Source organism: Pseudomonas sp. RIT-PI-AD (genome assembly GCF_025642785.1).
Taxonomy (GTDB): domain Bacteria; phylum Pseudomonadota; class Gammaproteobacteria; order Pseudomonadales; family Pseudomonadaceae; genus Pseudomonas_T.
Map to the genome: position 1 here is coordinate 84,249 of NZ_JANZKU010000011.1, position 13,888 is coordinate 98,136.

10 protein-coding genes are annotated in these 13,888 nt (G+C 65.3%); 9 read left to right on the forward strand and 1 reads right to left on the reverse strand.

Translation table 11 applies throughout. From position 1 onward, the window contains the following. The first annotated feature begins 115 nt into the window (after positions 1-115). From OGL92_RS11830 to trxC, 9 genes are all read left to right on the forward strand, one after another. Positions 116-1,861 (forward strand): potassium/proton antiporter, encoded by a 1,746-nt coding sequence (locus OGL92_RS11830; RefSeq protein ID WP_263143810.1) that lies wholly within the window; start codon positions 116-118, stop codon positions 1,859-1,861. A 34-nt stretch (positions 1,862-1,895) separates the two neighbouring features. After that, positions 1,896-5,303, forward strand: a complete 3,408-nt coding sequence (mscK, locus tag OGL92_RS11835) for a mechanosensitive channel MscK (protein WP_263143811.1) — start codon at positions 1,896-1,898, stop codon at positions 5,301-5,303. 28 nt (positions 5,304-5,331) lie between these two features. Continuing rightward, entirely contained in the window at positions 5,332-6,786 is a 1,455-nt protein-coding gene (locus OGL92_RS11840) for a protein adenylyltransferase SelO (protein WP_263143812.1), read from the forward strand. 83 nt (positions 6,787-6,869) lie between these two features. Further along, entirely contained in the window at positions 6,870-7,730 is an 861-nt protein-coding gene (locus OGL92_RS11845; protein WP_263143813.1) for a hypothetical protein, read from the forward strand. Further along, on the forward strand, positions 7,727-8,878 hold the full coding sequence (locus OGL92_RS11850) for a hypothetical protein (protein WP_263143814.1): 1,152 nt from the start codon (positions 7,727-7,729) through the stop codon (positions 8,876-8,878). The genes OGL92_RS11845 and OGL92_RS11850 overlap by 4 nt, the downstream gene beginning before the upstream one ends. Before the next feature lie 258 nt (positions 8,879-9,136). Then, positions 9,137-9,982 (forward strand): hypothetical protein, encoded by an 846-nt coding sequence (locus OGL92_RS11855; protein ID WP_263143815.1) that lies wholly within the window; start codon positions 9,137-9,139, stop codon positions 9,980-9,982. Positions 9,983-10,362: 380 nt separating this feature from the next. Continuing rightward, on the forward strand, positions 10,363-11,109 hold the full coding sequence (locus tag OGL92_RS11860) for a hypothetical protein (protein ID WP_263143816.1): 747 nt from the start codon (positions 10,363-10,365) through the stop codon (positions 11,107-11,109). Positions 11,110-11,285: 176 nt separating this feature from the next. Then, positions 11,286-12,563 carry a bifunctional O-acetylhomoserine aminocarboxypropyltransferase/cysteine synthase gene (locus tag OGL92_RS11865; protein ID WP_263143873.1) on the forward strand — a complete coding sequence of 426 codons (1,278 nt, stop codon included), beginning with the start codon at positions 11,286-11,288 and terminating at the stop codon, positions 12,561-12,563. A gap of 74 nt (positions 12,564-12,637) precedes the next feature. Beyond that, a complete protein-coding gene (gene trxC, locus OGL92_RS11870) occupies positions 12,638-13,072 on the forward strand; it encodes a thioredoxin TrxC (RefSeq protein WP_263143817.1) in 435 nt (144 codons plus the stop codon). Positions 13,073-13,090: 18 nt separating this feature from the next. On the opposite strand, the gene OGL92_RS11875 is transcribed toward trxC, so the two are convergent. Next, the gene (locus tag OGL92_RS11875) at positions 13,091-13,861 is read right to left on the reverse strand and encodes a ParA family protein (RefSeq protein ID WP_263143818.1); all 771 of its coding nucleotides are present in this window, start codon (positions 13,859-13,861) and stop codon (positions 13,091-13,093) included. Between the last annotated feature and the right edge of the window lie 27 nt (positions 13,862-13,888).

The window sequence follows — 13,888 nt, forward strand, 5'->3', positions numbered from 1 at the left end:
AAACGCCGAAAAACGCCTTTACAGCCTGATAAATCCGCAGGTTAGAATCCGGCCCAGCACCGCAGGTCTTCGCGCGGCGCGCCTCCCCGCCTTTCCTCATCTCCGGAGTACACCCTTGGACGCCAGTACCATCAACAGCCTGTTCCTGATCGGCGCGTTGCTGGTGGCGGCGAGCATCCTGGTGAGTTCGATTTCCTCGCGGGTGGGTATCCCGATCCTGGTGATCATCCTTGCCGTCGGCATGGTCGCCGGCGTCGACGGCCCCGGCGGCATCGGCTTCAGCAACTACCCGCTGGCCTACCTGGTGGGCAACCTGGCGCTGGCGGTGATCCTCCTCGACGGCGGCCTGCGCACGCGGGTGTCGAGCTTTCGCGTGGCGCTCTGGCCGGCGTTGTCCATGGCCACCGTGGGCGTGCTGATCACCACCGGGTTGACCGGCATGGCGGCGGCCTGGCTGTTCAAGCTGAGCATCATGCAGGGCCTGCTGATCGGCGCCATCGTCGGCTCCACCGACGCCGCCGCGGTGTTTTCCCTGCTCGGCGGCAAGGGGCTCAACGAACGGGTCAACGCCACCCTGGAAATCGAATCCGGCAGCAACGACCCGATGGCGGTGTTCCTCACCGTGACCCTGATCGACATGCTGGCCCGCGACCAACACGAATTCAGCTTCGGCTTCCTCGGCCACCTGGTCACCGAATTCGGCATCGGCGCCCTGCTCGGCCTCGGCGGCGGCTGGCTGCTGTTGCAGACGGTCAACCGCATCCGCCTGGCCCACGGCCTCTACCCGCTGCTGGTGGTGAGCGGCGGGCTGGTGGTGTTCGCCCTGACCAACGCCCTGCACGGCAGCGGCATCCTCGCCGTCTACTTGTGCGGCCTGGTACTCGGCAACCGCACCATCCGCGGGCGCCACGGCATCCTGCACATGCTCGACGGCATGGCCTGGCTGGCGCAGATCGGCATGTTCCTGGTCCTCGGCCTGCTGGTCACGCCCCACGACCTGCTGCCCATCGCCCTGCCGGCCCTCGGCCTGGCGCTGTGGATGATCCTGGTGGCGCGGCCGCTGTCGGTGCTGGTGGGCCTGTGGCCGTTCCGCGCCTTCCACGACCGCGAGAAAGCCTTCATCGCCTGGGTCGGCCTGCGCGGCGCGGTGCCGATCATTCTCGCCGTGTTCCCGATGATGGCCGGCCTGCCCCACGCCCAGTTGTACTTCAACCTGGCGTTCTTCATCGTCCTGGTCTCGCTGTTGCTGCAAGGCGCCAGCCTGCCCTGGGCGGCCAAGCTGTTGCGGGTCACGGTGCCGCCGGAACCGGCGCCGATTTCTCGCGCCGGCCTGGAGATCCACCCCACCAGCGAATGGGAGATGTTCGTCTACAGCCTCGGCGCGACCAAATGGTGCATCGGCGCCGCGCTGCGCGAACTGCGCATGCCCGAAGGTACGCGGATCGCCGCGCTGTTCCGCGGCAAGGAGCTGTTGCACCCCTCGGGCAGCACCATCCTCGAAGCCGGCGACATCCTCTGCGTGGTCGGCCACGAGCACGACCTGCCCGCCCTCGGCCGCCTGTTCAGCCAGGCGCCGCAGCGCGGCCAGGACCTGCGGTTCTTCGGCGACTTCGTCCTCGAAGGCGACGCGCAACTGGAGGCGATCGCCGCGCTGTACGGGCTGAACCTGGGGAGCACCGACGGCAACCTGTCCCTGGGCCGCTTCATCGCCCAGCAGATTCGCGGCGAGCCCGTGGTGGGCGACCAGGTGGAATGGAACGGCCTGAGCTGGACCGTGGCGTCCATGGAAGGGAACAAGGTACGCAAAGTAGGCGTCAGATTCCCCGAAGGGGCGCGTCCGGGCCCCGGACTCTTCCTCTAAATCCCTGTTTTCCACGGATATCCCCCCTCTACCCATGGCTTTTCTGCGCAATTCCCTCGCCGCGATCCTCCTGGGCCTGTGCCTGTCCCTTCCCGTCCACGCCGACGACGCACCCGACGTCGGCAAGGTCCAGAGCAGCCTCGACGGCCTCGCCGACCGCAAGCTGGCGGAAGCCGACCAGGCGTACATCAAGGACACCCTCGAGCAGACCCTCAAGCTGCTCGCCAGCAAGGCCGAGGCGGAGAAACGCCTGAGCGACCTCAAGCAGCAGCTCGCCGACGCGCCGCGGCTGATCGGCGAGGCGCAACGGGAGCTGGCCCGGGTCAAGGCCAGCCCGGTGGTGCCGGTGACCCAGCGCTACGCCAACATGCCGGTGCCGCAACTGGAGCAATTGCTCAGCGAACGCTCGGCGCAGCTGGCCGGTTGGCAGAAAGCCAGCGCCGACGCCAACAGCCTGATCATCACCGCGCAGACCCGGCCCGAGCGGGCCCAGGCGGAAATCAGCAGCAACCAGACCCGCAGCCAGCAGATCAACGCCATCCTCAAGAGCGGCAAGGACACCGGCAAACCGCTGATCGCCGAGCGCCGCGACTTGCTCAACGCGGAGCTCGCCGGGCTCGCCGCGCAGACCCAGCTGCGCCGCCAGGAACTGGCCGGCAACAGCCTGCTACAGGACCTCGGCAACGCCCAGCGGGAACTGCTCAGCCTGCGCATCAGCCGCAGCGAGCAGGAAATCGTCGACCTGCAATCGCTGATCAACGAAAAGCGCCGCGAGCACTCCGAGCAGACCGTCGCGGTACTTTCCAAGGAGGCGCAGAAAGCCTCGCCGGACAGCCTGCTGGCCCAGGAAAGCGCGAAGAACCTCAAGCTCTCCGACTACCTGCTGCGCTCCACCGACCGGCTCAACGAACTCACCCAGCGCAACCTGCAGACCAAGCAGCAGCAGGACAACCTCAACCAGGCCGACCAGGCCCTGGAAGAGCAGATCAGCGTGCTCAAGGGCAGCCTGCTGCTGTCGAAGATTCTCTACCAACAGAAGCAGGGCTTGCCTCAGGTACGCATCGACGGCCACCTGGCTGACGAGATCGCCGACATCCGCCTCTACCAGTTCGAGCTGAACCAGCAACGCGACGACATGGACAGCCCGACCAGTTACGTCGAGAAGCTGCTCGCCACCCAACCCGCCGAACAAGTCACCCCGGAGTTGCGCAAGCAACTGCTGGAGCTGGCCAACACCCGCAACGAACTGCTCGAACAGCTCAACCGCGAGCTGAGCGCGGTGCTCAACGAATCCATCACCCTGCAGTTGAATCAGAAGGAGCTCTACAGCACCAGCCAGACTCTGCGCGCCACGCTGGACGAGCAGATGTTCTGGATTCCCAGCAACCGCCCCCTGGACTTCGCCTGGCTGAAGCTCGCGCCGGAGTACCTCAAGCGGCAGATCAAGGTGATCGACTGGAGCTCGGCCCTGGAGGAGCTGGGCACCGGCCTCACCGACCGGCCCTGGGTGTTCATTCCACTGCTGATGATGATCGCGGTGCTGCTGTGGCGGCGTAAGGCGATCTACGCCAAGCTGAACGCCCTCCACGAGGACGTCGGCCACTTCAAGCGCGACAGCCAGTTGCACACGCCGCTGGCGCTGCTGTTCAACATCCTCCTGGCGCTGCCGGTAAGCCTGTTCCTGGCGCTCTGCGGCTTCGCCTTGCAGATCGACGCCCGCGGGCAGAACGCCAACCTCGGCGCCGCGCTCATCCAGATGGCCCAGGCCTGGCTGGTGTTCTACACCGCCTACCGGATTCTCGCGCCGGGCGGCGTGGCGGAGCTGCATTTCCGCTGGGAACGCCAGCAGGTGATGTTCCTCAACGCCCAGGTGCGCCGCCTCGGCTTTGTGGTCCTCGCGCTGCTGGCGGTGGTGACCATCGCCGAGCACCAGCCGGCGATGCTGGCGCAAGACGTGATCGGCATCGTGGTGGTGCTCAGTTGCTATGCGCTGATGGTCTGGCTGATCGGCAAGCTGCTGCTCACCGGACCGGCGCGGGCGCGCAGTTCCAGCCTGCGCACTCTGATCGGTCTGGCCTTCACCGCGTTGCCGGCGGGCCTGATCGTGGCGGTCGGCTTCGGCTATTACTACACGGCGCTGAAGCTTACCGACCGCCTGATCGATACCCTCTACCTGCTGGTGCTCTGGCTGGTGGTCGAGGCCACGCTGATCCGCGGCCTGGGCGTCGCCGCCCGGCGCCTGGCCTACCAACGCGCGGTGGCCAAGCGCCAGGCACAGCAGAAGGAAGGTCAGGAAGGCGCCGAGGTGGTGGAAGAGCCGACCCTAGACATCGACCAGGTCAACCAGCAGTCGCTGCGGCTGATTCGCCTGGCGCTGCTCGGCGTGTTCTTCCTGGCGCTGTATTGGGTCTGGGCCGACCTGATCGGGGTCTTCGCCTACCTCGACAACATGACCCTGTACCAGTACACCAGCGGCACCGGCGCCGCCGCGACCCAGGTGCCGATCAGCCTGCTGGACGTGGTCAGCGCGCTGATCATCGTCACCATCACCCTGGTGCTGGCGGCCAACCTGCCCGGCCTGCTGGAGGTCTTGATCCTCTCCCGGCTGAGCCTCGCCCAGGGCACCGCCTATGCCACCACCACGCTGCTGTCCTACGCCATCCTCGGCATCGGCTTCGTCACCACGCTGGCCACCCTGGGGGTCAGCTGGGACCGCCTGCAATGGTTGGTGGCGGCACTCTCCCTGGGCATCGGCTTCGGCATGCAGGCGATCTTCGCCAACTTCATCTCCGGGCTGATCCTGCTGTTCGAACGCCCGGTGCGCATCGGCGACCTGATCACCATCGGCAGCGTCACCGGCACGGTCAACCGCATCCATATCCGCGCCACTCACATCACCGACGGCGATCGCAAGGCGGTGATCGTGCCCAACCAGATCCTGTTGACCAGCCAACTGATCAACTGGACCCTGACCGACACCATCACCCGCATCGTGCTCACCTTCGGCGTCAACCGCGGCTCGGACCTGGCCCTGGTGCGCAAGCTGATGATGCAGGCGACCCAGGAAAACTCGCGGGTGCTGCGCGACCCGGCGCCCTCGGTGCAACTGACGGTCTATGGCGCGACCACCCTCGACCACGAATTGAAGATTTACGTGCGCGAACTGGGCGACCGCGGCCCGGCCACCGACGAACTGAACCGGCGCATCGACCAGTTGTTCCGCGATAACAACATCAACGTCGCCGGCGTACCGAAGATGGATGTCATCGTCAGCAACCGCGACGGCCAGGAACTCAAGGTGAACAACGGCGCGCTGGACGTCCTCGCGCCGACCGCCCGTACCGAGTCGCCGGCGCCAGGGCCGACGGAACCGGACGTACCGGAAACGCAACAGATCCAAGAAGTGCCGGGCATGCCCAAACCCTTGCCGCTCAAGCCATAGCCGGCGCGAGCCGAGACAGGTGAAGCCGATGAACAGCCTCGACGAACTGCGCTTCGACAATCGCTTCGCCCGCCTCGGCGACGTTTTTTCCACCCCGGTGCTGCCCGACCCCATCGCCGCGCCGCGTCTGGTGGTGGCCAGCCCCGAGGCGCTGGCCCTGCTCGACCTGGACCCCGCGCAAGCCGGGCAGCCCTTGTTCGCCGAACTGTTCAGCGGTCACAAGCTCTGGTCCGAGGCCGAGCCGCGGGCGATGGTCTACTCCGGGCATCAGTTCGGCGCCTACAACCCACGCCTCGGCGACGGTCGCGGCCTGCTGCTGGGCGAGGTGGTCAACGCCCGCGGCGAGCACTGGGACCTGCACCTGAAAGGCGCCGGCGAGACGCCTTATTCGCGCATGGGCGATGGCCGCGCGGTGCTGCGCTCGACCATCCGCGAGTTCCTCGCCAGCGAGGCGCTGCACGCCTTGGGCATCCCCACCTCGCGCGCCGCCTGCGTCATCGGCTCGGACACGCCGGTCTACCGCGAACGCAAGGAAACCGCCGCCATGCTGCTGCGGCTGGCGCCGAGCCACGTGCGCTTCGGGCACTTCGAATACTTCTACTACACCCAGCAGCACGACCACCTGAAGACCCTTGCCGAGCACGTGCTGCACAGTCATTTCCCCGCCTGCGCGGAGCAGCCCAAGCCCTACCTGGCGCTGTTCCGCGAGGTGGTCGAACGCACCGCCGCGCTGATCGCCCGCTGGCAAGCCTATGGCTTCTGCCACGGGGTGATGAACACCGACAACATGTCGATCCTCGGCATCACCTTCGACTACGGCCCCTACGCCTTCCTCGATACTTTCGACGCCCAGTACGTCTGCAACCACTCCGACGACGGCGGCCGCTACTCTTTCAGCAACCAGGTGCCCATCGCCCACTGGAACCTGGCCGCCTTGGCCCAGGCGCTGACCCCGCTGATCGACGTCGACGACTTGCGCGCCGCCATGGACTTGTTCCTGCCGTTCTACCAGGCCGAATACCTCGACCTGATGCGCCGGCGCCTGGGCCTCACGGCCCTTCGCGAGGACGACGAAGCGCTGGTGCAACGCCTGCTGCGCCTGATGCAAGGCAGCGCCGTGGACTACAACCTGTTCTTCCGCCGCCTCGGCGAGCAGGCGCCGGCCGACGCCCTGCAAGGCCTGCGCGACGATTTCGTCGACCTCGCCGGCTTCGACGCCTGGGGCGCCGACTATCTCGAACGCTGCGTCCCGGAAGATCCGCCCCAGCGCCGCGCGCGCATGCACGCCGTCAACCCGCTCTACCTGCTGCGCAACTACCTGGCCCAGCAGGCCATCGAAGCCGCGGAACGTGGCGACTACCAGGACGTGCGCCACCTGCACCAGGTCCTTGCCCGCCCCTTCGACGAACAACCGGGGGAAGCCCGCTATGCCGAGCCGCCACCGGACTGGGGCCGGCACCTGGAGATCAGTTGTTCGTCGTGAGGAAGTGGGCGAGGCGGTGCGCCACGCCACGGTAACGCGGTGCCTGAAACGGTCATCCTGGCGTTTTGGAAGGGACGCTCCAAATGCCAGAGAGCCTCATACGCAAATTCGAAACGGGTTCCGGCCCCTTGGCTTTTTCGATCGATGCGCTTTCCCAGGTACAACTTAGAAAGCGAATCGCCGACGATCTCCATGCTCGTGTCGAGAAGCCAGAACAGATATATCAGGGCATGGCTCCTCTTTGCGGTCCAGCGGCGTTCATGTTCTGTCTCGCCAAAACCTCGCCCTACGTTTACGCCCGTTATGTGATCGATCTGGCGGAAACCGGCGAGGCCATGTTGGGGGCGCTGCATATAAAACCGGGGAACTCCTGTCGAAACGCACAACTGGGCTCCAGCATTGCGGCTGTCGACTGGATCGCATTGGCCAGCCTGCGAGATGCGTCCAACACCGTACTGGCAATGGCGGATCCGGACTCGTCGACGGCAGGCATCACCGGTTCGGCGACCATGGCCGCCTGGTTCCAGCACTGCGGTCTGTTTTCCTCGGTTTCGAACCAGGCCCAGTACGCGCCCGCATCGCTCGAACGGTTGCTCGCCGCCGACCGCTATGTGGGACTCGGGCACTTCGTCTGCTTGCTGATACGCGCGGCCATCGTGGAGAGGGTGGGCGGGGAAGTGCCGATGAACAAGCTGGGGCACGGAACGCCCAAGACCTTGCTGGGTACGCCGGATCACTGGGTGGTCGTGCAGAGCCCGCTGCGCCTGGGGCCCTGCTGCTACAACCCGGCCCATCCGCCCTCCGCCGAAGCCCTGCTGCAAGCCCGGCTGACCTTCGATATCTATTCATGGGGAATGACCACCCTGAATAATCGGGTTTCCGATCTGAGGGTCCGGCAATTCCTTCCCTACTTCTATGGCTTCGTATCGGCAGGTCAGGCATGAGAGATCCACGACGCCCCCTCCACCGTCCGCTGCTCGCGCTGGCATTGCTTTTTCTCGCAGGCTGCCGGACGGAGCCGCCCCTTCCACTCGATCCCCCCCCGCTGATCGACGTCGGCTCGGACACCTGGCGCTTGCCTCCTATCGCGCTGGCGTTCTCCAAGGATGCTCGCCATTTTCTCGCCGCTGGCGAACGCCAAAGTGTTCGCCTCTACGACAGCCAACGCCACGCGGTCGTCAACGAGTTCACCAGCAAGAATCGCCTGGATCGCATTTATGGCGCCGGCTTCATCGAGGGGGATACCTATTACATCGCCAGCGAGGACCGGACCCCGCACGGACAAGTGAGGTTGCGAATAGACTCGCTGAGCCAGGCCATGCCCCGTATCGAACGGCACTTCAACCACCAGGGGGACCGGCCCTTCGTCGTGAATGCCCGCTACGCCAGCTACTACAACCAATGGATGGACTGGCACACCGAGCAATGGACGACAGAGGTACCCACCGCCCATCCCGGCGGGGCGGGCAGTTACCGGCTGACCGAGGCGGGTAACGTGCTGACGACCGACCCCAATCGCAGCCGGTTCCTGCTGCACGACCCCCGGAATGGGCGATCCACGCTGTGGAAAAGCGGTCTGCGGATGGACGATACCGCCCTCCTCCAAGGGGGCCGCCAGGTCGTCACCGTCGGCGCCGGAGGCAGCTGCGAAGCCTGGTCGCTACCGGACCATCGCTCCGTCGGCACCTGCACCGGCGCCTGGTTCGCATCGGGGTATTCCCTGCTCGCCGTCGCGCCGCACGCACCGCTGTTCGCCGTCGCGAACGGCACGCGCGTCCGGGTGTATGCGCTCTCGCCCTGGCAACTGCTCCTCGAGCAGGAGACCGCCTCGCCCGTGTCCGCCGTAGCGCTGTCCGACCGAGGCCACCTGGCAGTGGCCCGCGGGGACGGCTCGGTAACACTGTGGAATGCGTCGGCACGTACCCTGGTGGGCGCGCTGACGGTGCTCGATGGAGCCGGACGCCCGCTGAGCTCGATCGAGCACCTGGCCGTCAGCGACCACGGCCAGGTGCTGGTGTCCGGCTGGGGCAACGACCAGGGCGAGTTGCACGTGCTCGAGACCCCGGAGGCCGTGGCTCGCAGGGAGCCTTGAGCCGCGCCTTTCGAGCGCAGGCAATCCACCGTCCCTTCCGGCTAGGTGGCCGGAAGATGGCAAGTCCATGGGTGGACAGCCGGCCACCGGACCTGAACGCCCCCCAATGCAAGGACTTCTCAAAGGGTCAGTCGTCCGTCGTGACCTTCCCGAGGCCCCGATTCGAAACAGGACGTCACGCTAGAAACGTGACGGACGTTCGCGACAATCCCCTTGCGATCCGCGATGCTCGACGTCCCGAAAAAAGGAGGCTTCGGTATGCCAGAAACTCTTATTCGTGCGTTCGAAAGCGGGCATGAGCCGCTTGTATTCCAAGGCGCTCAACGCGAAATGATCGCCGCCGATCTGCGCGTGCGCGTTGAAACACCAAAGTTGATCAGCCAAGAAACCGCGTCGCTCTGCGGCCCCGCAGCGTTCATGTATTGCGTGGCGAGCGCCTATCCGCGCCAATACGTAAGCTACGTAATAGAGCTTGCAACCAAGGGTGAGGCCTCTCTCGGAAAGATGAAGGTGAAGCCCAGTCAAGCTTGTAGGCATCCCCGAATAAGCGCTATCGGCTATACGGATTGGATCGCTTTGGCCAGCCTGCGCGACTCGACCAACAGCTTCTTCAACATGAATGGCGAGGATGCTTCTATGGCGGGCATAACCACAGGCGGCAATCTTTCGGCATGGTTCGAATCCAGCGGACTTTTCAATCAGGTCACCGATCAAGCTCATTACCTATCCGCGGGTTCGCTGCAGGGGCTTCTGGCTGCGGAGCGCAGTTCTCGCCTGGGCAACTATGTATGTTTATTGGTCAGGGCAGCCATCCTGGGAAAGGTCGGGGGCGAACTCCACATGAGTAAAATTGGCCGCAATACACCGAAAACCATTCTCGGCACTCCCGATCATTGGATCGTCGTGCAAGGTCCTATGAATCTAGGGCCTTATTGCTACAACTCCGCCTGTCCTGACCATACCGAAGCGCTACTGGACAAGGAATTGGATTTCCAAGTTTATTCGTGGGGCGCATTGGGAAAGATCAACGGTCGTATCAATAAGTTAACGACGCGATCGTTCTTGCCTTATTTCTACGGATTCGTAGCTGCGCACAGGGCTTAAGAGGAAAAGGCATCATGTTGAGATTTTTTTCGACCCTGCTGTTAATAACCTTGGTCGGTTGCAAGTCGGATAGCCAAGTCGATACACAGGCTTTTCAAACGCTGGAGCTGTCATGGTCCGAGACCTGGCGTTTCACCCCGTACTATGTAGCGTTCACGCCGGATGGGCGGTATTTCCTGGCGGCTGGCCGCTATGGCGTCATCAAAGTCTTTCGGGCGGACACCCGTGAGATTCTGGAGCAACTTGATTCCGAGCAAGTACCCCGAGCGGTGTATGGAGCGGGCTTCGTCGAATCGGATAAATACTATTACGCACAGCCCCTCAAAGAGGGCGGAATCAACGTATTCGTAAAACCGCTGAATTCTCTTGAAGCGCCGCGGGTGCAGCACTTCGAAAACGAACAAGCCAGCCTGGTGGTCGCCGGAAAACAATACGCAGCCCACAACACCGAACGCCTCGACTGGTATACGGGCGAGCGCTCCAAGGTCCAGACCGCGCACCCCGTCGTTTCCCACTATCAACTCACGAAGAGTGGCCGGGTGCTGACGGGGTACCAAGGCTACCTCCTGCTGCACGATCCCCGCCGCGACGAATCGCTGCTGTGGGACAGCGGGCTGTCGATAGCCCAGGCCAGGCTGACCGCCGACGAGGCCTACCTGGTGGCCAACGACACCGACGGCGCCTGCCGGGTCTGGCGGGTACCGGAAACCCAGGCCATGGGCTCCTGCGGCGCGGGGAATCCGTTCAGCAGCGGGCGGGCGCTGCTGGAACTGGCCGGCCACTCGTTCGCGACCACCCGGAACAACCGGGTGGCGCTCTACACCCTGGCGCCCTACGAGCGTCGCTTCGTCCGGGAGATGCCGAAGGATATCGTCGCCCTCGACCTGACCGAAAACGGGCTGCTGGCCCTGGCCGACGAAACCGGACGCATCGAGCTGTGGGATACCCGGCGGAATCGCCTGCTCGGCCATTACCAGCCGCGCGGCAGCCAGGGACAAGCGCTCGACCACGTGGAAAAACTCGCGCTGGACGCCAGCGGCAAGTTGCTGGTGTCCGCGATCAACCTCCAGGGCCGCCAGGAGGCCAGGCTGCTGCTCCTGGAGCCAGCGGCGACCGCGCAGCCCTGAGCGGCACGGCGGGGCAAAAGCCGCGTCTGACGCTAGCACCCAAACCAAATGTTCTAAAAAACGGTTAATTGATCCCCGAAAGGCATTGACCGGCCTCATCGCGGTTTTCCATGCTGGGGGCCTTTTCGCCTGCCAAGGAACAGCACATGAGCCACGACGCCGCCAACCCGCCCTCGTTGAAACCGGAAACCCTGGCCATCCATGCCGGCTATTCGCCGGACCCGACCACCAAGGCGGTGGCGGTGCCGATCTACCAGACCAGTTCCTATGCCTTCGACGACACCCAGCACGGCGCCGACCTGTTCGACCTGAAGGTGGCCGGCAACATCTATTCGCGGATCATGAACCCCACCAACGACGTGCTGGAAAAGCGCGTCGCGGCCCTGGAGGGCGGCGTAGGCGCGCTGGCGGTGGCCTCGGGTATGGCGGCGATCACCTACGCCATCCAGACCGTCGCCGAGGCCGGCGACAATATCGTCTCGGTGGCCAAGCTCTACGGCGGCACCTACAACCTGTTGGCCCACACCCTGCCGCGCTTCGGCATCCAGACCCGCTTCGCCGCCCATGACGACATCGCCGCGCTGGAGGCACTGATCGACGCGCGCACCAAGGCGGTGTTCTGCGAATCCATCGGTAACCCGGCGGGGAACATCGTCGACCTGGGCGCCCTGGCCGAGGCCGCCCACCGGCACGGCGTGCCGCTGATCGTCGACAATACCGTGGCCACGCCAATTCTCTGCCGACCGTTCGAGCACGGCGCCGACGTGGTGGTGCATTCGCTGACCAAGTACATCGGCGGCCACGGCACCAGCATCGGCGGCATCGTCGTCGACTCCGGCCGCTTCCCCTGGGCGGACAACAAGACCCGCTTCCCGCTACTCAATACGCCCGACCCGTCCTACCACGGCGTCACCTACACCGAAGCCTTCGGCCCCGCGGCCTTCATCGGCCGCTGCCGGGTGGTGCCGCTGCGCAACACCGGCGCGGCGCTGTCGCCGTTCAACGCCTTCCTGATCCTGCAAGGCCTGGAGACCCTGGCCCTGCGCATGGAGCGCCACACCGAGAATGCACTGAAGGTCGCCGAATACCTGCGCGATCATCCGCAGGTCGCCTGGGTGAAGTACGCCGGCCTGGCCGACCACCCGGAATACGAGCTGGCGCAGCGCTACACCGGCGGCAAGCCGGCGGCGATCCTGTCCTTCGGCATCCAGGGCGGCCAGGAAGCCGGCGCGCGCTTCATCGACGCGCTGCAATTGGTGGTGCGCCTGGTCAACATCGGCGACGCCAAGTCCCTGGCCTGCCATCCGGCGTCCACCACCCACCGGCAGCTCAACGACGAGGAACTGGAAAAGGCCGGCGTGCCGCGGGACATGGTGCGGCTGTCGATCGGCATCGAGCACATCGACGACATCCTCGCCGACCTGGAACAGGCGCTACGCGCCGCGCGCGGCTGAACCGGAGGGGCGCGACGCCCCTTGATCCGCCCATGAACGGCTCCATATAGGAACGATCCCCCCAGGAGCCGATCATGAGCGAAAACCTGCTGGTCCCCTGCGCCCAATGCGCCAGCCTCAACCGCATTCCCCGCGACCGCCTGGGCCAGACCCCACGCTGCGGCCATTGCAAGGCCGAAGTGCTCGGCGAGCGGCCCTTCGAACTGAACACGGGTAATTTCGCACGCCAGTGCAAGGGCGACCTGCCGCTGCTGGTGGACGTCTGGGCCGACTGGTGCGGGCCGTGCAAGGCCTTCGCGCCGACCTTCGCCCAGGCCGCCGCGCAACTGCGCGGGCGCTGCCGGCTGGGCAAGCTGGACAGCGAAGCCAACCGCGAGCTAGCCGGGCGCCTGGGCATCCGCTCGATCCCCAGCCTGATCCTCTATCGCGACGGCCGCGAGGTCGCCCGGCAGAGCGGCGCCCTGCCGCTGCACCCGTTGCTCGCCTGGTTGAACGGGCAAGGGATCTGAAGGCGCCCGGCGGGCGGTTCAGGCGCCCGCTTCGAGCACCTGGTGCAGCTCGACGAATTGCCGGCTCAGCTTGTGCCCCGGGTCGAGGTGGATCAACGGGGTGCACGCCTCGTGGGACTCGCGCATCTTCACCGAGGCGCTGAGGTACACCGGCAGCACCGGCAGGCCCTCGGCGATCAGTTCGTCGAGCAGCCGCTGCGGCAAGGCCGCCCGCGCCTGGAACTGGTTGACCACGATGCCCTCGACCCGCAAGGCGGGGTTGTGGTCCTCGCGGATTTCCTCGATCTCGCGCAGCAGGCCGTAGAGCGCCTGGCGGGAGAAGCTGTCGCAGTCGAAGGGGATCAGCACCCGGTCGGCGGCGATCAGCGCCGAGACGGTGTAGAAGTTCATCGCCGGCGGGGTGTCCAGGTAGATCCGCTCGTAATCCTCGTCCAGTTCCTCCAGCAGTTTGCGCAGCTTGTTGATCTTGTGCTTCGCCTCCAGCTTGGGCTGCAGCTCCGCCAGCTCGGCGGTGGCGGTGATCAGGTGCAGGTTGTCGAAGGGGGTCTCGTAGATATCCGCGCGGTTCCGCCGGGTGGAGGCCGAAGCCAGGGTCTGCTTGAAGAAATCGGCGATGCCGGTGGGGATGTCCTCGCCGGTGAGGCCGGTCAGGTAATGGCTGGAGTTGGCCTGGGCGTCCAGGTCGATCAGCAGGGTGCGATATCCCTCCGCCGCGCTGACCGCCGCCAGGTTGCAGGCGATGCTCGACTTGCCCACACCGCCCTTCTGGTTGAATACCACGCGTCGCATGACACACCTCTCGGAGCCGGAAATCCC

What these genes read in the sequence shown, in the direction of transcription:
- OGL92_RS11850 (WP_263143814.1), top strand. Translation starts at nt 7,727, where the DNA reads ATGAGAGATCCACGACGCCCCCTCCACCGTCCGCTGCTCGCGCTGGCA.
- OGL92_RS11875 (WP_263143818.1), bottom strand. Translation starts at nt 13,861, where the DNA reads ATGCGACGCGTGGTATTCAACCAGAAGGGCGGTGTGGGCAAGTCGAGC.
- mscK (WP_263143811.1), top strand. Translation starts at nt 1,896, where the DNA reads ATGGCTTTTCTGCGCAATTCCCTCGCCGCGATCCTCCTGGGCCTGTGC.
- trxC (WP_263143817.1), top strand. Translation starts at nt 12,638, where the DNA reads ATGAGCGAAAACCTGCTGGTCCCCTGCGCCCAATGCGCCAGCCTCAAC.
- OGL92_RS11845 (WP_263143813.1), top strand. Translation starts at nt 6,870, where the DNA reads ATGCCAGAGAGCCTCATACGCAAATTCGAAACGGGTTCCGGCCCCTTG.
- OGL92_RS11840 (WP_263143812.1), top strand. Translation starts at nt 5,332, where the DNA reads ATGAACAGCCTCGACGAACTGCGCTTCGACAATCGCTTCGCCCGCCTC.
- OGL92_RS11855 (WP_263143815.1), top strand. Translation starts at nt 9,137, where the DNA reads ATGCCAGAAACTCTTATTCGTGCGTTCGAAAGCGGGCATGAGCCGCTT.